This window comes from Pseudodesulfovibrio thermohalotolerans (genome assembly GCF_021353295.2).
In the GTDB taxonomy this organism is placed as follows: Bacteria; Desulfobacterota; Desulfovibrionia; order Desulfovibrionales; family Desulfovibrionaceae; genus Pseudodesulfovibrio; species Pseudodesulfovibrio thermohalotolerans.
The window spans coordinates 2,365,262-2,385,101 of the sequence record NZ_CP120635.1; the positions used below are offsets into that span (position 1 = coordinate 2,365,262).

Below are 19,840 nucleotides of genomic sequence, written 5' to 3' on the forward strand. Positions count from 1 at the left end.
CCGACATCAGGACTTATCTTATTGGCCGTGTTGAAATTGATTCAATGCGACAGCAGAAAGTAAGACCAACTTTATGGAGTCGTATCCATGTTCCGAAAACTGTTACTGCTCGCAGGGCTCACGCTGATCCTTGCGGCCTGCCAAACCGCGACTATGAATAAAAGAACCGAAACCGTCCCCTCCCCGACCCCGGATACCTCGACCGCCAAGGCGGCTTCCCTTCCCTCCCTGGACGGCGACGACCAGGGCGCGACGCACATCGTCAAGCTGAAGAACGGCCTGACCGTTCTCATCAAGGAAGACGACAGGTTCCCGCTGGTCAACGTCCGCCTCTACGTCCACGCGGGCAGCGCCTATGAAACGCCCGAAATAGCGGGCATCAGCCACCTGCTCGAACACATGGTCTTCAAGGGCACGGACAACCGGGGCCCCGGAGAAACCGCCCGGCAGATCGAATCCGTTGGCGGCAGTCTGAACGCGGCCACCAGCTTCGACTACACCGTCTACTATGTGGAAGTGCCCGAGACCCAATGGAAACTTGGCATGGACGTGGTCACGGACATGGCCTTTCACCAGACCATCGACCCCAAAGAGCTGGAGAGCGAAAAGAAGGTCGTCCTCGAAGAACTTGAGCGCGGCGAAGACACGCCCACCAGCAAGCTGTTCAAGACACTCCAATCCATGGTCTGGAAGGAGACCAGCTACGAGTGGCCGATCATCGGCTTCCGCGACACCGTCTCCGGCATCACCCGTCCGCAGATAAAGCAATACATCGCGACCCACTACCAGCCGCAATCCATGCTGCTGGCCGTGGTCGGCAAGGTCGATCCCGACAAGATTCTGGCCGAGGCCAACGATCTGGTCGGCAGCCTTTCGAACACCCGCTCCTTCACCCCGCCCGCGCCCCTGCCCATCCCCGAGGCGGGTGACGGTCCGCAGGCGGTCAAGCTGTCCGGCAAATGGAACAAGGTCTACATGGGAGCGGCCTTTCCCATCCCTTACGGGACCTCGGCCGAAATCCCGGGCCTGGAAATGCTCTGCCAGCTTCTGGGCGGCGACGACACCTCGCGGCTCTACAGGACCTTCAAATACGAGAAACAGTTGGTGGACGACATCTCTATCGCGCCCCTCTCCCTTGAACGCGGCGGGATGCTCTATGTCCACGCAGTGCTGGACGCCGACAAGGTCGATGAGTTCTGGACCGAACTGAACAAGGAGATGGCTTCCTTCGATCCGGCGGACTTCACCGACCGCGAAATCGAACGCGCACGCCTGAACCTTGAGAACAGCCTGTTCCTGGCCAAGGAAACCCTGTCCGGCCTGGCTGGCAAGCTCGGCTATTTCCAATTCCTCGACAACGGCGAGCAGGCCGAGAAGAACTATCTCTTCTCGCTGAACCAGGTGAACCGCGCCGAGCTCAAGCGGCTGTTCGACGAATACGTCCGGCCCGACCGGCTCGCCTTGGCCGTGCTCACGCCCGAAAACTCCACGGTCTCTGCCGAAGGCCTGACCGACATCACCAAGGCCAACTGGCCCAGCAAAAAGGCGGCCGAGGCCAAGCAGGCCGCCGAACAGGCCGCAGGCCCGGCCGAAGTTGCCCTGCCCGGCGGCTCCAAGCTGATCCTTTTGCCCGACAACACCCTGCCCTACACGGCCATGTCCATGTACTGGACCGGCGGCGACGGCGAACTCGACCCGTCTCAACAGGGACTGGCCGCGCTGACCGCCAACACCCTGACCAGAGGAACCTTGCGGATGTCCGCCACCGAGTTGCAGGACTTCCTGTCCGACCACGCGGCCAGCCTCGGCTCCACTGCCGGACGCAACGTCTTCGCCCTGGAGGCCAAGTTCCCCACCCGGTTCACCGATCAGGTGCTCCCTGTAATCACCGACACCCTGACCTCACCGTCCTTCAACCAGACCGAGGTGGATCGGGCCAAACAGGACCAGATCGCGGCGATCAAGCAGAGTGAAGACAGGCCCCTCGGCCTGGCCTTCCGGCACCTCTTCCCGTTCCTGTACAAGAGCGGCCCCTACGCTCTGTTTCATCAGGGCACTCCCGAAGGCGTCGAGCAATTCACCACCGCCGACATCATGCGCTTCTGGGGCCGCCAGTCCATGCAGCCCTTCACCCTGGCCGTGTGCGGCCGGTTCGATCAGGCATCCATGGAAGCCTTTGCCACACGCATAGCCCAAACGCTGACCGCGCCCACCGGCGAATACCTCTTCTCCACCCCCGAATGGGGAGGCGAAAAGGAAGAGGCCCTGCACCTGCCTGACCGGAACCAGGCGCACCTCCTGATGATCTTCCCCACCCCGGGCAAGACCGACCTGGAGGCTTCGTCCAAGCTCGAACTGCTGCGCGCCGCCCTGGCGGGCCAGTCCGGCCTGCTCTTCCGCGACCTGCGCGACAAACAGGGGCTCGCCTACACGGTCACCGCCATGCTCTGGCAGAGCCGCAACACCGGGTTCATGGCCCTCTACATCGGCACCGGCCCGGAAAAGGTCGACCAATCCATCGCCGGATTTCACAAGGTGCTGGGCGAGCTGGCCGCAACCCCGCTTCCGCAGGACGAGATCGACCGCGCCCGGAACATCCTCACTGGCGACTACTACCAGGAACACCAGTCCCTGCTCTCCCGTAGCCGCGAGGCCGCCAGCCTCCAGTCGCGCGGGTTTGACCTCGACTATGAGCGGAAGCTCATCGAACGGGCCCAGACCGTCACCCCCGCCGAAGTTCAGGCCATGGTCAAGGAGTACCTCGACCCGGCCAAGGCGTACCTCATGAAGGTCACCCCGTAGATTCCACGACATCCGAAAAAAGAGGCCGGTCCCACCGGCCTCTTTTTTTGCGCCCATCCCCGCCGTCCGCCCCGTGACGGGGAGTGCAACCGGCTATCAACCTCGATATAGTGAAATCCCGGCCCCCGCCCGATCCACGGCAGGCCCCGAACGGCCCGCCCAAAGGGTTGCCCCCCGCCCCCCGGTGCGCTACAAATCGCTAACGACAACTTTCAGTTACCTACATCGAGGGGAGACGCATGGCGCTTATATTCGGTTCACCCAGGAAACAGGCCGCGGACAAGGACGACACCGGCACCGACCAACGCCTGACCCTGGCCAAGGACATCTACATGGCCGGGAAAATGAAAATCGTCACCACCGAAGCCGTACCGGGCCGCGACATCCAGTCCGCCTTCGGGCTCCTGGTCTGCCGCAGCTACGTCTTCGACAACGCCTTCTACGGCCTCATGGCCCAAGCCGTCGACGTCAACGCGGACGCCATCGTCGGCTATCGCGAGTCTGTGGCTTTCCACCCCGAAGGCGACAAATACTATTCCTGCTACGGCACGGCGGTCCGCATGAAAAAGCTCAAGTAGGACATGCAAAACGAATCCGCCCTGTCACGCCTGTTCCCGCACGGCCTGGCCATCGCCTTTCTGGTCCTCTGGACCGCGCTGGCGGTGAACCCGGCCATGCGCGACGTCTGGTGGGCCGAGAACGTTCCGGCCATGGGGGTCTTTCTGCTCCTGGCCGCCACCTACAGGGTCTTCCGCTTCTCCAACCGGGCCTACGCGCTGATGGCCTGCTGGCTGTTCATCCATACCATCGGCGGGCATTACACCTTCGCCAACGTGCCTTTTGGCTTCGTCACCGACCTTTTCGGGTTCGAACGCAACCATTTCGACCGCCTCGGGCACTTCTCCATCGGCCTCTACGCCTTCCCCATCGCGGAACTATTGACGCGCAAGAATCTCGCGAAACCGCTGATCATCCGGCTCTTCGCCCTGTTCGCCATCATGGCGCTGGCCGCAGGTTACGAGATCATCGAATGGTGGGCCGCGGAGCTGGCGGGCGGCGAGGCGGGCATAGAGTTCCTCGGCTCACAGGGCGATGTATGGGACGCCCAGAAGGACATGCTCTGCGACACGCTGGGCGCGGTTACGGCCCTGGCGCTGTTCGCTTTCTCGGGAATCAAACCCGACAGGGCCTAGACTCCCCATTCCCCCAAAACGGCTTATTCCATTTGAGCGGACATTCCCACGCAGGGGCCGCGCCTTATCCGTTGCCTTGATTCGTCAAAGCCGCGCGGGCTGCCGCCGGACCGGGCGGCTCCCATTACGCGCATTCATTGAATCGCGCCCAAAAGCACGTCTGTTGACACCATGATCCCAAACACATGGGGCCGATGCGCGTCAACGCATCGGCCCCGTGATATCGGACTTTTGCCGGACAATCGCTAATCGCGCACGCCCAACCTCCGGTCGAGGAGCAGGAGGTCCGCGACGGTCAGGGCCATCATGGCCTTGAGCACCGGGTTAATACGGGGGATCGCGCTGATGTCGTGGCGGCCGCCAACCATGATGAAGGTCGGCTCGCCTTTGGTGGTGATAGTCCGCTGTTCCTGAAGAATGGACGGGATAGGCTTGACGTAAGCCCTCGCGATGACGTCCTGCCCCGAGGATATGCCGCCGAGAATACCGCCCGCGTTGTTGGAAAGGAAGCCGTCCGGGCCGATGGGATCGTTGTTCAGGCTGCCCAGCGAACGCGCCGCCGCCATGCCCGAACCGATCTCCACTCCCTTGACCGCGCCCACGGACATCAACGCCCCGGCGATGCGGGCGTCGAACTTGCCGAATACCGGCTCTCCGAGACCGGCGGGAAGGCCGGAGACGCGGATTTCGACCACGCCGCCCAACGTGTCCTCGTCGTCGCGCACCTTGGCGACGCGATCGTTCCATTTCTCAATCACATCCGGGTCCGGGCTGAAATAGGGCCTGTCCTGCGCGTTCTCATAGTCCTTGGTCTCGGCCGGGATGCCGCCCAACTCGACGGTATAGGCGTGAACCGAAATGCCTTCGAGACGCAGCAGCTCCTGGGCGACGGCTCCACCCGCCACGCGGGACACGGTCTCCCGCCCTGAGGAGCGTCCGCCCCCCCGATAATCGCGGAAGCCGTACTTGGCGTTGTAGGTAAAATCCGCGTGGCCGGGACGGAACACGTCCTTGATCTTGGAATAGTCGTGGGAACGCTGGTTGGTGTTCTCCACGAAAAAGCCAATGGGCGTGCCCGTGGTCCGGCCCTCGAATACGCCGGACAGGATACGGACCTGGTCCGGTTCCTGGCGGGTGGTCGAAGCCAGGCCGCCCTGGCCGGGCCTGCGCCGGTCCAGCTCAAGCTGAATAATGGATTCGTCCAGTGGGATGCCGGGGGGGCAGCCGTCCACCACGCCGCCCAGGCCCGCGCCGTGGGACTCGCCGAAGGTGGTCAGCCGAAAAATGCGTCCAAAGGTATTGCCGCTCATACTCGCTCCATGCCTGACTAATATTTCTCCACGCGCATGATGTCCTCGGTCCTGCCGAGAATTACCAGCACGTCCCCTACCTTGAGCGCCCTATCCGCCTGGGGCACGAAGTGGAACTCCGAATCCCCGGCCAGCCGGAAAGCGATGACCTGCACCTGATACTTGTTGGTCAGGTCGAGATCGCGCAAGGTCTTTCCAACCCAATTCTCCACGATGATTTCCCGCACGGCCACGTCCTTGCCGAGCCCGAAGTATTCCTGCAGGCCGGGAGCGGTAAGGCGGTTGGCCATCTGGGCCGCGACGAACGCCTCCGGGAAAACCACGAAGGGCACGCCAAGCTTGTAGAGCACCCGCTCATGCGCCTCGCTGATGGCCTTGACCCAGATATTCTTGACCCCCACGGCCTGGAGGTTCAGAACCACCAGGATGCTCGCTTCCATGGAATCGCCGGTGGAAACGATGACCCGGTCCAGCTCCTGAATGCCGATCTGGCTGAGCATCTTCTCGTCGGTGGCGTCCGCCTCGTAGGCCTGGGCGATGATGTCCTGGGCCCGGCGCACAAACTCGGGGTCAATGTCCACCCCGACCACAGAATGGCCAAGCTCGGTCAAGGCCTTGGCCAGGGAGAACCCGAACTTGCCGAGACCGATGACGGCTATTTCCTTTTTTACAGCCATTGAAACTTCTCCTTATCTTCTAACCGAAGGGCAGCGTGGAGGTCGGCACCTTGAAACGCCGCTCGGTCTGCCAGCTCTGTAGGGCCGAAAGCATCCAGATGGGCCCCAGCCGCCCCACGAACATGAGCACGATGAGCGTCACCCGCTCGAAGTCGTTGAGCAGCGAGGTCATGCCCGTGGACAGCCCCACCGTCGCAAAGGCGGAAATGGTTTCGAACATGTCGGCGATAAACTCGCCTCGCGCCATGAGGTAGGAACTGTCCCCGCTTTCCAGCGCGGTCAGGACCATGGTGCCCGCGCCCACCAGGAGCAGGCTCATGGTCACCAGGGAAACCACCTTGTTCATGGCTTTCTGATCCAAGGCGAAGCGGCCGATGCGCACCTGCTCCCACCCTCGGAATTCGGCCCAGACAAAGCCGACCAGGGCGCGGAAAGTGGTGGTCTTGATGCCGCCCGCGCAGGACCCCGGCGAACCTCCAATGAACATGAGGACCATCATGAAGGCCAGGGAAACATTGGTCATGCCGCCGATGTCCACGGTATTGAAGCCTGCCGTGCGGCAGGTTACCGACTGGAACAGGGCGTTCCAGAAATGTTCGAGAAAATTGTCCGGCGCGTTGCCCGCCGCGCCCTCGGCCACAAAGATGACCACGGTTCCGGCGGCCACCAGGATCAGAGATGTCTTGAGCACGATGGCCGTGTGCCAGCTCATGCGCGGTCGGCCCAGCCTGCGCCCGTTACGCCCGAAGAGCGCGTTCCAGATCAGGATACCGCACTCGTTGAGCACGTAGAAGCCGAGCCCGCCCGCAGTGATGAGCACGATAAAGACCATGTTGACCCCACCGTTCCCGGACCATTGGGTCAAGGAATCGGGATACAGGGAGAACCCGGCGTTGCAGAACGCCGACACCGAATGAAAAACGGCCGAATAGGGATTGAAACCGACGGGGTCCATCAGCCACAGGCTGAGCGCGCCGGCGGCTTCGAAGGAAAAGGCCCAGACCACCACGCGCATGAGGAATCGGGGCAGGCTGAAGGACGGATCGTGCAGCAGGGATTGTCCCACGGCAAGCCTGTCGTTCAGGGAAACGTGCCTGCCGAGCAGGTGGATGATGAGCGTGGTGAAGGTCATGATCCCCAAGCCGCCGAGCTGGATAAGGACCAGAATGACGTCCAGGCCAAGAGTCGAGAAATATGAGCCGGTGTCCACCACGGCCAAGCCGGTGACACACATGGCCGAAGTGGCCGTGAACACCGCGTCCACAAAGGACAACGTGCCGCCGGGGTGGCTCACGTCCAGATGCAGGATGAGTGCGCCGATCAGTATGGCCCCGGCAAAGAACCAGACCGGCAGCCAATACGGCGAAAAGACTTTAGTTCGCATGGTCCTCCACGCTTATATGCCTGACGGGCCAACCTGTCAAAAACGCTCGAAGATGGTTTTCACGATCCCGTATGCCCGCTCCACCGTGCCATCCAGGTCCACGCCCTCGACAACGTGATGCGCGCAGCCTTCGTAGAGCCCAGCGCGCTCGGCCAGGACCTCGCGGACCTCGTCGGCCAGGGATTTGCCGGTCAGGGATGGACGTTGGGAAGCGAGCGGGTCGGCCGCCAGCCGACGCGCCAGCTCATCGGGGCCGGTCTTGAGATACAGCGTCAGCCCCCCGGCCAGCACGGCCCGGTTCTCCTCGCGCAAAACGATGCCCCCGCCGCAACCGATGACGCGCCCGCCGGACGCGGCCTCGCGTTCGAGCGTTCTGGCTTCCTCGTCGCGAAAGGCGTCCCAGCCGTTGGCTTCGACGAACGACGCGATGTCCATGCCCACGGCCTCGACAAAAGCATGGTCCGTGTCCACGAACTCCATGCCCAACCGTTTGGCCAGGGCTCGGCCGACGCTGGTCTTTCCGCAGGCGCGCGGTCCGATGAGAAAAATGTTCCTCGCCTTGTGCATTCCGAGCACCGTAAGGGAAAACCGTCCAGCATTCAATGATTTGCCCGGCCCCATCCGCTTTGCATCCCCGTCGATAACTGATACCTTCCGCCATGCCCCTCATGGGCATTTTTCCAGCCACCCGAATAAGCGAGGGAAAAGCACATGAAAACAGCCATCTTCGGCTTCTCCGGCTCAGGCAAAACCGACCTCTTCGCCGCCTTGGCGGGCCCGGACGCGGCCGCCTCGGGCAATCGGGCCATGGTCAAGGTCCCGGACGCCCGGCTCGACCCGCTTATCGAACTTTTCACCCCCAAAAAAGTCACCTACAGCGAAATCGAGTACCTCGACATCCCCGGCGGAGGCGGCAAGGGCGCGGGACTGGGCGAACGCGTGCTCAACGAAGTGCGGCCCTACGACTGCTTCATTGGCGTACTCGACTGTTTCTCGGGCATGAACGACCCCGAGCAGCAATGGCAGGCCATCGAGGCGGACATGATGGTCTCGGACCTGGCCGTCATCGAGAAACGACTGGAAAAGCTCTCCGCCGACGGCAAGAAGAACAAGGCGCTGGTGGACCCCAAGGAGGAGGCCGCCCTCAAGCGAGCCCTCGCCCTGCTTGAAGAGGAACGCCCCCTGCGCTCGGATGTGGAGGTTTGCGGACTGCCCGAACTCAGGGGCTACAAATTTCTCTCCGCGCGGCCCATTCTCTACGCCTGGAACTGCCCCGAGGGCGGGGAAGCGGATCGCAAGCTCCCAGAGGACTCCCTGGGCATGGCCCATATCGCCGTATCGGCCAAGCTTGAACGCGAACTGGCCGAGATAGACGATCCCGAGGAAAAGGCCATGTTCCTGAACGACCTGGGCATAACCGAATCCGCTTTGGACAAGGTCATTGCCAAGACCTACCAGCTCCTCGGCCTCATTTCCTTCCTGACGGCGGGCGAGGACGAATGCCGCACCTGGCCCCTGCGCGTCGGCTCCACAGCTCCCCAGGCCGCGGGCGTCATTCATACGGATTTCGAAAAAGGATTCATCCGCGCCGAAGTCATCGGTTACGACGACTTCCTGACCTACGGCGACTTCAAGAAAGTCAAGGAGGCCGGCAAGGCCCGGCTGGAAGGCAAGGACTACATCGTCGAAGACGGCGATATCATCGAATTCCGGTTCAACGTGTAGCCAACGCTGCGACCCAATTCCAAGGCAGAACCGTTCGCTCTATCTGCCGTTAGATTGCACTTGCCAAATTGGATAACAATAACTATTATTAAAATATGAACGATACCAATACCTGTACAAAGCATCGTGAAGTGGCCATCGAGTTGGGAGACTGCCGCTCCTGCATGGGGTGCATTGACCTCAACCCCGATGTTTTCCAGTGGGACGATGCCCTGGACATGCCCTACGTGTGCCGCTCCAAGGTCACCGAGGAAGAAGTCCGCGACATCATGAACTCGTGCCCCGAAGGCTGCATCGTCTTCGTGGACTGTTGACCCGCTCCAACCTCATTTCCACAAAAAAGCCGGGCTCATGCCCGGCTTTTTTCTTGTGAGGCAACTGCCTGGCGCCAACGTTCGCGCAGCAGACCGCAGAGCTTTTCACAGGACATTGCCGTTTTCCCCGCAATATCCAAAATGATGCGCCCGTCCTTGACCACATAACCGCTCATCGTGGCGTGAAACCGATTGTCGAACAGAAGTTCGTCCACGGAATGCAATTCGATGACAAGTTGCCTGACCGTGATCTTGGAAGAGGAAAGCAAAAGGCCCTTTCCCATGTCCCGTTCCACGGACATGACCGCGATGTCCCTGATATTCGCCCAGGGGCAGTACCATCGAACCATGCTTCCGGCCATGACGCCGTCATCACTCGTTTCCAGAAACGGCTTGTCTGAGGCCAAAGAATACAGGGAAAAGACTGAGGCCACACCGACGGCAAGACCGAGCGCGAGAATCCGAATGTCGAGATCAATCTCCACCCCCGGAAGAGTCGTGAAATACAGGCAGATCACGACCAAAGAACCGGCAAGCCCCACCCAGGCGAAGAACCAGGAAAGGGCCCGGCTGACCTGTTCGATGACGACCTCGGCCAAACCGCCCTACTTTTTCGGCGGCATGGGCGGCAGCGAACATTCGCAATGGTCGCCGCACACGAAACCGCAGTAAGTGTGGAAAACGCGTGTTTGCCGCTCCCGCTGCTCGTCGGTCAGCGGCGTGAATTCCGCCTCCCCGACCATCCGCATGAGCCGTTCATAATCGGGAACCGCGTCCATGCTCCGGGCGATCTCCTCGCCGGTTCGCACATCCAGGAGGGTGGCGTCCATGGTGTCGGTGACGAGCGCATAAGGAACCGGCCCGCCCTCTATAAGCCGGGCGGCGCACACGGTCTCGCGCTCGAAGGTGGCCACCTCTCCCGCGCAGAAAAGGACCAGGAACACGGGCCTGCCCTGCTCGTCGTAGAGCACAAAGTCGATGGACCGCTCGAACTCCTCCCCCTCCACGCAATACTTCAACGGGACCTTGGCCTTGAGCCGGTCCTTTGGATAGCCCTTTTCCTCCACCAGGAGCCGCGCCAAAAGCTGCCGGAATTCCTCAAAGGTGGTCTCGTCTATCTCCTCGCCGGAGAGGTAGTCGCGAAGCGTTCCGCCCAAGCTTGTCTCGTGCATGAAAGCCCTTCCTTTCTTTTTAGGATAAATCGCCTGAGAGTCCGGCGCAAGGCGGAACGCGGTCTAGAGAAACCACACCGGCTCTTTCCTCTCCCGACACGAACCCGTCAGCCGCCGGCCGAACTCCGCAATCTGGCTATCCGGCTTGGCAGTGCGTGCGCCTTCCGGACAGAACTTGATGCAGGCGCAACACTTGATGCACTTCTCGGCGTCGGTCCGGTCGTACGCGCCCTCGGCAATGGCCCCGACCGGGCACTTTTCCGCGCAGGTGCCGCATTGAATGCAGGCGTCGCTCACCTCGATAAAGTCCACGGGAACGCCTTTCTTCAACTCCCTGTAGGGACGGTTACCGGGCACGGCGATGTCCGGGGCCTCGTCCACTGACGAAAGGGAGTCCATTGCCTCGCGTACCTTGCCGCCAAAGGTTTCGGCCAGGCGAAGGTCGTCGCCGTCGGGCCTGGACACGGCCACAGGCGTTGCAGGGGTCGAAAAGGAATGCTCGCCAACAAAAGCGGCACAGGCAACCGGAACGCCGCCGCGAGACCGGACGATATCGGTCAGCTCAAGCAGCGCGTCGTCATAATCGCGATTGCCGTACACCACCACACAGACCACGGGCGTGCGGTCCAGCCGCAATCCTTCGAGCCACCGGCCAAGGAGAACCGGGACGCGCCCGGCGTAGACCGGCACAGCCAGCACGAGAAGATCGTCGTCAGATGCGTGGAGCGACCGACCCCGCGCATCCTCCATGGTGATGTCCTCGTTTTCCGTATTGTCGTATCGCAATCCACGAGCCAGAGCCTCGACAATGGATGCAGTGGTTCCGGTGGGAGAGAAATAAGCCAATTTCAAGGATTGAATGCGCATGGGAAGCCTTCCTGTTATTTAAATGATCGCATGGATTATCCACGTCCAAAAGGGCGCGTTCCCTCTACGCGCTCCCGCCTGCATTCCATCCGCCGCTTGTTGCAGCCCCACAATTATAGCCTCCTCCCCCTTTGGGGTCAATCGCACACGGAAAAGCCTGTCTCCAATGCCGAACGAGAAGAGATACTCCGCGCTGACAGGCAATCAAGCCCCCTTCCGCCCCACATTCCAGTTACCGCCCCGATGAAGCAAAACGCAAAGGGCAAGCTCTGCTTGACGCGGCCCAACAAAAAAGGGGCGGAAGCACTGCTTCCGCCCCTTTTATTAATAACGCAACCTGTTAGTGGCCGCCGCCGCTGAAAGTGACGGTGATGCCGTACAGGGTCTTGCCCGCGTTGATGGCGAAGTTGAACAAGGGAGCCGGGATCATGCCTATGACCAGCACTGCCGCGGCGAGCATACCCGCGCCTGCGGAGGCGAACCAACCGTTGTCGGGCGGGGCCACTTCGCTCGGCGTCGTCTCCTCGGTGAAGGCGTGCCGGAACAGGGACAGGTAGTAGTAGATGGCGATGGCCGAGTTCAGCACCAGGGTGATGACCAGCCAGTTGTAACCGTGGTCCCAGGCCGAGGTGATGAGGAAGAACTTGCCCATGAAGCCCATGGTCGGCGGCAGGCCGACGAGGGCGAAGGCCCCTGCGGCCAGCGAGAACGCCAGGGCCGGAGCCTTCTTGTACAGGCCGTTCAGGTCGGTCAGCTTGAGATTGCGGCCGTCCGAGGCCACGCGGCTGACAATCCAGAACACGAGCAGGTTCATCACGAGGTAGGCCATGCCGTAGAAGGCGGCCGCGCCGATACCCTCGGGAGTGCCGGAGACCAGACCGACCATGATGTAGCCCGCATGGGCCACTGACGAGAAGCCGAGAAGCCTCTTTATGTCCGTCTGGGCCAAGGCCGACAGGTTGCCGAAGGTCATGGACAGCGCGCCGAGCACCGCCAGGATGGTGGTGATCTCAAGACCGGGCTTGAGAAGCACGGCCAGGCGGCACAGGACCACGATGGCGCCCATCTTGGGCATGGTCGCCACAAACGCGGCGGTCTCGTTGCTGGCACCCTGATAGACGTCCGGGCACCAGAAGTGGAACGGGAACAGGGCCAGCTTGAAGAACATGCCGCCCAAGAAGAGCGACAGGCCCACAACGGCCATGGGCTGGTCGGCGAACGACCAGGACTTGTTCATGAGCTCGGCGATGTGGGTCGTGTGCTGGGTGGCCATGATGTAGGACAAGCCGTACAGGGCCAGGGCCGTGGCGACCGCGCCGAACATGATATACTTGATGCCCGCCTCGGCCGCGCCCTTGTCTTTGGCGCGCAGCGGGATGACCGCGTACATGGAGTATGAGGCCAGCTCCAGGGCCAGATAGATGGTAATCAGCTCCACGGAGGAGGCGAGCAACATCAGGCCGAAGGTGGAGAAGCCGAGCAGCATGTAGTAGTCGGCCCGCTTGCCCTCAGCAAGGGTGGGCTGGCGCGAGGCGTTGAGCACGACCACGTAGAAGCCGAACGTAATGACGATCTTGAAGAACTGGGACATGAGATCCACTTTGTAGACGTCCCAGAACATGGTCCCGTGCAGATGGAAGCCGGTGATGGTCACGAAGAAGGCGGCGCAGGCGCCGAAAGGCAGCCACCGCTCGACAGGCGGCTTCCACTCCCTGCTGCCGAGGGACTGAACCATGAGGGCCAGCACCATGCAGAGGAAGAACAGCTCCGGGACAAGCGCAGTGATGTTGAAGTTCACGTCGTTATCCCCCTATTCCTTTTCCGCCGTCACGTTCAGGACGTCAGCGGCGGCTGTTTGCAACGGTTGCACGGTTTCCACGACAGCCACCTTCCGGCTGTCGAAGTCTTCGAGCAGCTTGTTTATGGAGGGATCGATGACCTTGAAGAACGGGGTGGGCGCGAGGCCGATCCAGAACACGAACACGGCCGGAATAGTCAGGTAGATCCACTCGCGGGCGTTGAGGTCGCGCCAGGTCTTGGCCGTGCTGGGCTTGCCCCAGGCCATCTTCAGGGACACTCGGAACATGTAGGCCGCGGCCAGGAGCGCACCGGGAACCAGGAGCATACCCAGAATGGTGGACTGCTCGAAAGCGCCGATGAACACCAGAATCTCGCCGACGAACCCGTTGGTTCCCGGGAAGCCGAAGGACGCGAGCGCCATCAGGCCCCAGAAGAACATGAAGGCCGGAAGGTACTTGCCCAGGCCCATGTTCTTCGAGATTTCACGGCTGTGGCTGCGTTCGTAGACCGCGCCGATCATCATGAAGAGCGCGCCCGTGACGATGCCGTGGTTGAGCATCTGGAAGAGCGCGCCTTCAACGCCGCGCTGGTTGAACAGGAAGATGCCCAAGGTGACGAAGCCCATGTGGCCTACCGACGAGTAGGCGACCAGCTTCTTGATGTCCTGCTGTCCCAGGGCGATGGCTCCGCCGTACAGGATGGACACGACCGAGATCGCGATCATCATGGGGGCGAAGTATTCGGAGGCCGCCGGGGTGAGCGGCAGGCAGAAGCGCAGGAACCCATAGGTCCCCATCTTCAGCAGGACGGCCGCCAGGATGACGGAACCCGCCGAAGGCGCCTGCACGTGAGCCGCGGGCAGCCAGGTGTGGAACGGGAACATGGGAACCTTGATGGCGAAGGCGAGCGCCATTGCCAGGAAGGCCCAGAACTGGAAGCGGAAGCTGAAGTTCATCTGCATCAGGTCCGGGATGGAAAAGGTTCCGCCCGTGATCCTGAAGGCCACGATGGCCGCCAGAAGCAAGGTGGACCCCGCCAGGGTGTACAGGAAGAACTTGAGCGACGCGTACTTGCGGTCGTCGCCGCCCCATACCGCGATGAGCAGGTACATGGGGATAAGCATGGCTTCCCAGAACACGTAGAACAGGACCAGGTCCAGGGCGCAGAACACGCCGAGCACCGAAGCTGTCATGAACAGCAGGCAGAAATGGAATTCCTTCACCCGCTTGCCGATGTAGGTCCAGGAGCACATGACGCACAGCGGCAGGACCGCGATGGTCAGCAGGACCATGAGTATGCTGATTCCATCCACGCCGAGGTAGTACTGCAGGCCCCACTGGTGGACCCAGTCTATCTTCTCGACGAACTGGAAATCGGCGTTGAGTTTAAAGCCCGTGAGCGGCACTGCAAGCAGACACTCGATGAGGGACACCGCCATGGTGTAGTATCTCACCACCTGCGGAGCCCGCAGGAAGAAGAGTCCGCAAGCCGCGACGAGCGGGAATGCGATCAATATCGTGAGTACCGGATATCCGAAGTCCAAAATGAGCTCTCCTTAGATTGTCCGGCTTAGCCGAAGTACCATACAAGGGCGAAGATGCCCAAGCCGAGAACGGCGGCCAGCGCCAGGTAGTCCTGCAGGTTGGCTGTCTGGACCTTGGCCCCCAGCCTTCCGAGGTTCCTGACGGTGTAGGCGCTGCCGTCCACCACCGTATCAATGCCCTTCTTGTCGAACCAAGAAGTGCCGTCACCCATGCCGATGAGCGCCCGCAGGCCGACGGTCCGATAGACCTCGGTCCAGACGTCGTCAACCTTGGCCGAAGGCCAGCAAAAGGCCTTCATGGTCACCTTGCCGATGAGGCGGTAGAACCAGTCGAAGTCCAGGTTGAGCGACTTGTGCGGGGTGATGATGTAGCGGGTCAGGTAGAACGCCAGGCCGGAGAAACCGAGCAACAGACAGGCGTTGATGACCTTGTCCATGGTCCAGGGAACAAAGGCGTGCCCTTCCATTTCCATGGGGAGGTAGTGATAGAGCATGTTGGGGTAGACGCCCTGGGCGATGCACAGCAGGCCGCAGATGGCCATGCCCACATACATGTTGACGGGCAGCGGCTTGACCTCGCCCGTGAACTCCTTCTTGCGTCCCCAGAACGCGAAGTAAGGAAGCTTGATGCCCACCGAGATGAACGTACCGACCGCCGCGATCTCCATGCCGAGGGCGAGGAAGGTGCGGTGGTGTTCGGCTGCGCCGGCGATGGTCATGGTCTTCGAAATGAAGCCGTTGAACAGCGGCATTCCGGAGATGGACAGGGCCGCGACCATGTACCAGACCATGACCCAGGGCAGCTTGGTGGCCAGGCCGCCCAGTTCGTCCAGTTTGGCCGTGCCGACCGAGTACAGGATTGCGCCGGTGCCCATGAAGAGCAGGCCCTTGTACAGAATGTGCGCGTAGGCATGGGCCACCGCGCCGTTGATGGTCATTGCAGTGCCGATGCCGATGCCCGCGACCATGTACCCCACCTGGGATACGATGTGGTAGGACAGGATGCGTCGGGAATTATTCTCGATACACGCGAAGAGCACGCCGTAGATAGCCATTGCCGTACCGGCGATGGCCAGAATTTCCCAGCCCGCGAAGCCCCGGCAAAGGACGTAAACCGCAGTCTTGGTGGTGAAGGCGCACATGTAAACGGCACCCGCCACGGAGGCGCGGGGGTAAGCGTCGGGCAGCCATGCGTGCAAAGGCACCACGGCGGCGTTGACGCAGAAGCCGGTCAGGATCAGCCAGTCGTAGAGATGAGCGCCGCCCGGGTTCACGCCTTCAAAGGCGAAACCGCCGGTGGCCTTGTACTTGAGCAGCAGCCCTGCGAGCAGGAACAGGCCACCCACGGTGTGGTACAGGAAGTAACGGAAACCGGCATGAACGGATTCCTTGGTCCTGGCCTGCCAGATAAGGAAGGTGGAACCGATGGACATCAGTTCCCAGAACAGGAAGACCGTCAGCAGGTCGCCCGCGAACACGCAGCCGAATCCGCCGGCCACGTACAGGGAGGCGCAAACGTAGTGCCCCCGGTCCTCCACGTGCATTCCGTAGATGCAGCCGATGAAGGAGATGATGGCGAAGACCTGGCCGAAGACGACGGACAGTTTGTCCACGCGCCCGAAGGTCAGGGTCTGGTCAAGGTAATGCAGGTTGCCGTACAGGCCCGGTTCCACCGAGAAGATGGAATAGATGGCGACAAGCGGCGGTATGATGGCCAGCGCGCCCCGCAACGCCTTGTTCTTCCACAGGCTTGTGGGCACGAACGGCACCAGCAAGGCCAGGATGAGGAAGCCCGCGGCGGGGTGAATGAAGATATCAGTCCCCATAGTAGTCCTCCTTGCGGGCAATGAACGGCTGGACGATCTTCTTCATGATGATGACCATGGCCAGCCCGACGACAAGGCCGAATCCGGCAAAGAACCCGGGGTACTTATCGAGGCCGAAGTGCGGGTGATGCGTGACGAACGGGACGTTGAGCAGCAAAAGCACGCCCAGCGTGACGAAGAAGATGGTCCTCCACGTCTTCCAGTTGTCTCTCCATTTGGCGAGAATATCGCCTAATCCTTTTTGACTCATATATACCCCCTAGAACTTGCCGAAAGCGTTGACGAAGTTCAGGAACGTCTGCGGATACAGACCCAAGAACACCGAGATGAACGCCGTTACGCACAGCGGAATGACCATGGTCATGGACGGCTCGTTGTACTGGCCGATGTTGGCTTCGGGCCGGGGCTTCTTGAAGAAGGCCCGGTAGGTGATGGGCACGAAGTAGCCCGCGTTGAGCGCCGTCGAAAGGAGCAGCGCGCAAAGCAGCGGCCACTGGTGCGAATCGAGCGTGCCGTTGACCAGGTACCATTTGGAGACGAAGCCGCAGGCCGGCGGCATACCGATCATGGACAGGGAGGCTATGCCGAATGCGCCGAAAGTCAGCGGCATACGGCGTCCAAGGCCATCCATGAGGCTGATCTTCTTCAGGTGGCAGGCGACATAGATGGCGCCCGCGGCCATAAAGAGTGTGATCTTGGAGAAGGCGTGGTGGGCGATATGCATAACACCGCCCTGCACTGCCGTATCCACCAGCATGGTCACGCCGATGACGACGTAGGAGAGCTGGGCCACGGTCGAATAGGCCAGTCGCGCCTTGATGTCGTCCTTGGTCAGAGCGATGAACGAAGCCACCGTCAGGGTGAAGGCCGCGATGTAGGCCGTGCCCAGACCGATGCTCAGGTCGCCGAGCCAGGTGCCGGGAGAGCCGACGTAGACCTGACTCATGGTCAGGGCTGCGGCGGTCTTGGTGCCGAAAGCGGAGAGCACGATGCGGCTGACGCAGAAGACGCCCGCCTTGACGACCGCCACCGCGTGCAGCAAGGCCGAAACCGGGGTGGGCGCGACCATTGCCGACGGGAGCCAGTTGTGGAACGGCATGAGTGCCGCCTTGCCGATACCAAAGATGAACAGCCAGTAGGTGAGAGCCACCAGTCTGGGATGCTCGGCGACGACCTGTGCGGAGAACATGCCGTGCTGGATGTCAGTGAGATTGAAGTCGAGGTTGCCGACCAGCACGTAGGTCAGGACCATGGCGGGCAGGAGGAAGAGCTTGGAGGTACCCATCAAGTAGATGATGTACTTGCGGGCTCCGATCTTGGCCTCCTGATCCTCGTGGTGATAAACCAGCGGATACGTGAACACGGTGATGACCTCGTAGAAGAGGTAGAGCGTGAACACGTTGGCCGACAGGGCCACACCCACGGCGCCGAAGATGGCCACCGCGAAGCAGACGTAATAGCGGGTCTGCGCGTGCTCGTTCAGCCCGCGCATGTAGCCGATGTTGTAGCTGGTCACGAAGAACCAGAGGAACGGGGCGATCAGGGCGAAAACCATGGACAGCCCGTCCGCCGCAAAGGCTATGGTGATACCCGGCAGGATGGTGGTTACGTGGTAGTACAGGACCTGTCCGGAGAGGACTTTCGGCGCCATCCAAAGCACCGAAACAAAGGTCAGGAACGCACCGATGAAGCTGATCGCCTCGCGCCGGTTGTCATCTCCCCGACAGAGGTAGATGAAAAGAGGCGTGAGCAGCGTGAACACCACCGGCAGAAGAATTGGACTATATGTAGTTACACCTTCCATCATAGCTATTCCTTCAGGGTAGTGATGTCACTGGATTTGGCGGATTTAAAACGTCTCGCCACAACCACGACCATGGCCAGGACCAGCGTGGCTTCGGCTGCGGCCAGCCCCATGACGAACAAGGTTCCGAGCTGCCCGAGGACCGCGCTGAAGTCGGTCAGTTGCGCCGCCGCCACCATGGACAGGCCCGCGCCGTTGAGCATCAGTTCCACCGAGATCAACATGCCGACGAGGCTCCTGCGTTGGGTCAGGCCGTAGAGGCCCGCGCACAGGAGAATCAGCGCGACGATTTGGTATAAGGTCAATGCGCTCATTTATTTCTTCCCCCTCTTTTCCCAGACAAGCAGGACGGCGCCGGACATGGCGACCATCAGGATGACCGAGATCAGCTCGAAGGGCAGGAAGTAGGATTCGAGCAGCCCTTCACCGAGCTGCTTGATGCTCACTTCCACGGGCAGGGACACGGACTCGACGGGCCGAGTCAGAACCAGCCAGCCCAAAATGGCCGCCGGGGCCATGGTGGCCGCCAGCCCGTAAACGTACCGTTTCATGGGTGCCGCGCCAGCCTCATCGCCGCCTTTCTCCGCCCGGGTCAGCATGACCGCGAAGAAGATCAGGACGCTGACCGCGCCGACGTAGATGAGCAACTGCATGAAGGCCATGAACGGGGTCGCCAGGAGAAGATACATCCCCGCCACGCCGATGAGCGTGGTAATCAGGCCGATAAGGGCCCGCACCAGACTGCTGCTCGACACGGCGAGAACGGCCCCGCCCAAAATGACGAGCGTGTACACGCCGAATGCTATTTTTGCCAAGACTTCCATATTACGCCTCCTTCTCCGCCGCGGCCGAAGCGGCCTCGGTCTTGGGGACAGGCGCGGAAAGCTCCGTGGCCTGTTCCTTGAGCCGGGCGAGAAGATCGATTTTCATCTCTTTCCTGGAAGTCGCCACCCAATATATATCATTGGAGAACTTGAGCGACTTTGCCGGGCAGTTGTCGATGCAGGTGCCGCACAGCGAACACAGGCTGTAGTCGTAGGTGAACTTGGCCGGGTTCTTGGGAGCTTTCGGCTTCTTGACCTTTTCCCCCGCTTCCTCGGCCGCCTTCATGGCCGCTTCCTCCTCGGCGGTAGGCTTGGGAGGCTTGGACTTGACCACAGACAGACATTTGCTCGGGCAGTTGGTCACGCACATCATGCAGGAGATGCACTTGGGCGTGGCCGGGTCCTTGGGCTTGCCGATGAGTTCGATGTGCCCGCCGTATGTTTCCAGATTCTCGTCGTCGATGACCTGGCGCGGATAGTGGACCGTGACCAGGGGCTTGCAAAAATACTTGCCCGTGATCTTGAGGCCGACAATCAGAGACCAGCAGTCAATGAGCGGCTGAATGACGTTTTCCTTGAATTTACCCATTGTTACTCCC

Annotated in this window: 20 protein-coding genes; 5 read left to right on the top strand and 15 right to left on the bottom strand. The window is 61.2% G+C overall.

All coding sequences use genetic code 11. The annotated features are described in order from the left end of the window. Nucleotides 1-87: 87 nt before the first annotated feature. From LF599_RS11305 to LF599_RS11315, 3 genes are all read left to right on the top strand, one after another. Nucleotides 88-2,802 carry a M16 family metallopeptidase gene (locus LF599_RS11305; protein WP_279520828.1) on the top strand — a complete coding sequence of 905 codons (2,715 nt, stop codon included), beginning with the start codon at nt 88-90 and terminating at the stop codon, nt 2,800-2,802. 239 nt (nt 2,803-3,041) lie between these two features. Beyond that, nucleotides 3,042-3,380 (top strand): hypothetical protein, encoded by a 339-nt coding sequence (locus LF599_RS11310; RefSeq protein ID WP_269942351.1) that lies wholly within the window; start codon nt 3,042-3,044, stop codon nt 3,378-3,380. Between the two features lie 3 nt (nt 3,381-3,383). Beyond that, nucleotides 3,384-3,995, top strand: coding sequence for a DUF2238 domain-containing protein (locus LF599_RS11315; protein WP_279520829.1), 612 nt, complete (start codon nt 3,384-3,386; stop codon nt 3,993-3,995). 245 nt (nt 3,996-4,240) lie between these two features. On the opposite strand, the gene aroC is transcribed toward LF599_RS11315, so the two are convergent. From aroC to aroL, 4 genes are read right to left on the bottom strand one after another with little or no spacing between them, the layout of a single operon-like run. Continuing rightward, a complete protein-coding gene (gene aroC / locus LF599_RS11320; RefSeq protein WP_279520830.1) occupies nt 4,241-5,305 on the bottom strand; it encodes a chorismate synthase in 1,065 nt (354 codons plus the stop codon). A 17-nt stretch (nt 5,306-5,322) separates the two neighbouring features. Beyond that, nucleotides 5,323-5,982, bottom strand: coding sequence for a potassium channel family protein (locus LF599_RS11325; protein WP_279520831.1), 660 nt, complete (start codon nt 5,980-5,982; stop codon nt 5,323-5,325). 19 nt (nt 5,983-6,001) lie between these two features. Then, entirely contained in the window at nt 6,002-7,366 is a 1,365-nt protein-coding gene (locus tag LF599_RS11330; RefSeq protein WP_279520832.1) for a TrkH family potassium uptake protein, read from the bottom strand. 36 nt (nt 7,367-7,402) lie between these two features. Then, the gene (aroL, locus tag LF599_RS11335) at nt 7,403-7,933 is read right to left on the bottom strand and encodes a shikimate kinase AroL (RefSeq protein ID WP_279520833.1); all 531 of its coding nucleotides are present in this window, start codon (nt 7,931-7,933) and stop codon (nt 7,403-7,405) included. A gap of 144 nt (nt 7,934-8,077) precedes the next feature. On the opposite strand from aroL, the gene LF599_RS11340 reads away from it, so the two are divergent. Beyond that, complete coding sequence (locus LF599_RS11340) at nt 8,078-9,091, top strand: DUF933 domain-containing protein (protein WP_279520834.1); 1,014 nt, start codon at nt 8,078-8,080, stop codon at nt 9,089-9,091. 95 nt (nt 9,092-9,186) lie between these two features. Beyond that, nucleotides 9,187-9,405: a 4Fe-4S domain-containing protein gene (locus LF599_RS11345; RefSeq protein WP_269942347.1), complete on the top strand. Its 219-nt coding sequence runs from the start codon at nt 9,187-9,189 to the stop codon at nt 9,403-9,405. 35 nt (nt 9,406-9,440) lie between these two features. On the opposite strand, the gene LF599_RS11350 is transcribed toward LF599_RS11345, so the two are convergent. The 11 genes from LF599_RS11350 to LF599_RS11400 form a co-directional block, all read right to left on the bottom strand. Further along, nucleotides 9,441-10,004 (bottom strand): hypothetical protein, encoded by a 564-nt coding sequence (locus tag LF599_RS11350; RefSeq protein ID WP_279520835.1) that lies wholly within the window; start codon nt 10,002-10,004, stop codon nt 9,441-9,443. 6 nt (nt 10,005-10,010) lie between these two features. Further along, nucleotides 10,011-10,577, bottom strand: a complete 567-nt coding sequence (locus LF599_RS11355; RefSeq protein WP_279520836.1) for a type I restriction enzyme HsdR N-terminal domain-containing protein — start codon at nt 10,575-10,577, stop codon at nt 10,011-10,013. A gap of 63 nt (nt 10,578-10,640) precedes the next feature. Next, nucleotides 10,641-11,444 (bottom strand): EFR1 family ferrodoxin, encoded by an 804-nt coding sequence (locus tag LF599_RS11360; protein ID WP_269942345.1) that lies wholly within the window; start codon nt 11,442-11,444, stop codon nt 10,641-10,643. Nucleotides 11,445-11,784: 340 nt separating this feature from the next. Beyond that, the gene (locus LF599_RS11365; protein WP_279520837.1) at nt 11,785-13,242 is read right to left on the bottom strand and encodes an NADH-quinone oxidoreductase subunit N; all 1,458 of its coding nucleotides are present in this window, start codon (nt 13,240-13,242) and stop codon (nt 11,785-11,787) included. Nucleotides 13,243-13,254: 12 nt separating this feature from the next. Next, the gene (locus LF599_RS11370) at nt 13,255-14,787 is read right to left on the bottom strand and encodes a complex I subunit 4 family protein (RefSeq protein WP_404823696.1); all 1,533 of its coding nucleotides are present in this window, start codon (nt 14,785-14,787) and stop codon (nt 13,255-13,257) included. A gap of 26 nt (nt 14,788-14,813) precedes the next feature. Beyond that, nucleotides 14,814-16,613, bottom strand: a complete 1,800-nt coding sequence (locus tag LF599_RS11375) for a Na(+)/H(+) antiporter subunit D (RefSeq protein WP_279520838.1) — start codon at nt 16,611-16,613, stop codon at nt 14,814-14,816. Next, nucleotides 16,603-16,863 (bottom strand): hypothetical protein, encoded by a 261-nt coding sequence (locus LF599_RS11380; RefSeq protein ID WP_279520839.1) that lies wholly within the window; start codon nt 16,861-16,863, stop codon nt 16,603-16,605. Before LF599_RS11380 ends, LF599_RS11375 begins: the two co-directional genes overlap by 11 nt. A gap of 9 nt (nt 16,864-16,872) precedes the next feature. Then, the gene (locus tag LF599_RS11385) at nt 16,873-18,420 is read right to left on the bottom strand and encodes a monovalent cation/H+ antiporter subunit D family protein (protein WP_279520840.1); all 1,548 of its coding nucleotides are present in this window, start codon (nt 18,418-18,420) and stop codon (nt 16,873-16,875) included. 2 nt (nt 18,421-18,422) lie between these two features. Next, a complete protein-coding gene (gene nuoK / locus LF599_RS11390; protein ID WP_269942343.1) occupies nt 18,423-18,731 on the bottom strand; it encodes an NADH-quinone oxidoreductase subunit NuoK in 309 nt (102 codons plus the stop codon). After that, nucleotides 18,732-19,241 carry an NADH-quinone oxidoreductase subunit J family protein gene (locus LF599_RS11395; protein WP_279520841.1) on the bottom strand — a complete coding sequence of 170 codons (510 nt, stop codon included), beginning with the start codon at nt 19,239-19,241 and terminating at the stop codon, nt 18,732-18,734. It lies immediately after the preceding gene. 1 nt (nt 19,242) lies between these two features. Beyond that, entirely contained in the window at nt 19,243-19,830 is a 588-nt protein-coding gene (locus tag LF599_RS11400) for a 4Fe-4S binding protein (protein WP_269942341.1), read from the bottom strand. Nucleotides 19,831-19,840: the final 10 nt, after the last annotated feature.

What these genes read in the sequence shown, in the direction of transcription:
- LF599_RS11305 (WP_279520828.1), top strand. Translation starts at nt 88, where the DNA reads ATGTTCCGAAAACTGTTACTGCTCGCAGGGCTCACGCTGATCCTTGCG.
- LF599_RS11310 (WP_269942351.1), top strand. Translation starts at nt 3,042, where the DNA reads ATGGCGCTTATATTCGGTTCACCCAGGAAACAGGCCGCGGACAAGGAC.
- LF599_RS11315 (WP_279520829.1), top strand. Translation starts at nt 3,384, where the DNA reads ATGCAAAACGAATCCGCCCTGTCACGCCTGTTCCCGCACGGCCTGGCC.
- aroC (WP_279520830.1), bottom strand. Translation starts at nt 5,305, where the DNA reads ATGAGCGGCAATACCTTTGGACGCATTTTTCGGCTGACCACCTTCGGC.
- LF599_RS11325 (WP_279520831.1), bottom strand. Translation starts at nt 5,982, where the DNA reads ATGGCTGTAAAAAAGGAAATAGCCGTCATCGGTCTCGGCAAGTTCGGG.
- LF599_RS11330 (WP_279520832.1), bottom strand. Translation starts at nt 7,366, where the DNA reads ATGCGAACTAAAGTCTTTTCGCCGTATTGGCTGCCGGTCTGGTTCTTT.
- aroL (WP_279520833.1), bottom strand. Translation starts at nt 7,933, where the DNA reads ATGCACAAGGCGAGGAACATTTTTCTCATCGGACCGCGCGCCTGCGGA.
- LF599_RS11340 (WP_279520834.1), top strand. Translation starts at nt 8,078, where the DNA reads ATGAAAACAGCCATCTTCGGCTTCTCCGGCTCAGGCAAAACCGACCTC.
- LF599_RS11345 (WP_269942347.1), top strand. Translation starts at nt 9,187, where the DNA reads ATGAACGATACCAATACCTGTACAAAGCATCGTGAAGTGGCCATCGAG.
- LF599_RS11355 (WP_279520836.1), bottom strand. Translation starts at nt 10,577, where the DNA reads ATGCACGAGACAAGCTTGGGCGGAACGCTTCGCGACTACCTCTCCGGC.
- LF599_RS11360 (WP_269942345.1), bottom strand. Translation starts at nt 11,444, where the DNA reads ATGCGCATTCAATCCTTGAAATTGGCTTATTTCTCTCCCACCGGAACC.
- LF599_RS11375 (WP_279520838.1), bottom strand. Translation starts at nt 16,613, where the DNA reads ATGGGGACTGATATCTTCATTCACCCCGCCGCGGGCTTCCTCATCCTG.
- LF599_RS11380 (WP_279520839.1), bottom strand. Translation starts at nt 16,863, where the DNA reads ATGAGTCAAAAAGGATTAGGCGATATTCTCGCCAAATGGAGAGACAAC.
- LF599_RS11385 (WP_279520840.1), bottom strand. Translation starts at nt 18,420, where the DNA reads ATGATGGAAGGTGTAACTACATATAGTCCAATTCTTCTGCCGGTGGTG.
- nuoK (WP_269942343.1), bottom strand. Translation starts at nt 18,731, where the DNA reads ATGAGCGCATTGACCTTATACCAAATCGTCGCGCTGATTCTCCTGTGC.
- LF599_RS11395 (WP_279520841.1), bottom strand. Translation starts at nt 19,241, where the DNA reads ATGGAAGTCTTGGCAAAAATAGCATTCGGCGTGTACACGCTCGTCATT.
- LF599_RS11400 (WP_269942341.1), bottom strand. Translation starts at nt 19,830, where the DNA reads ATGGGTAAATTCAAGGAAAACGTCATTCAGCCGCTCATTGACTGCTGG.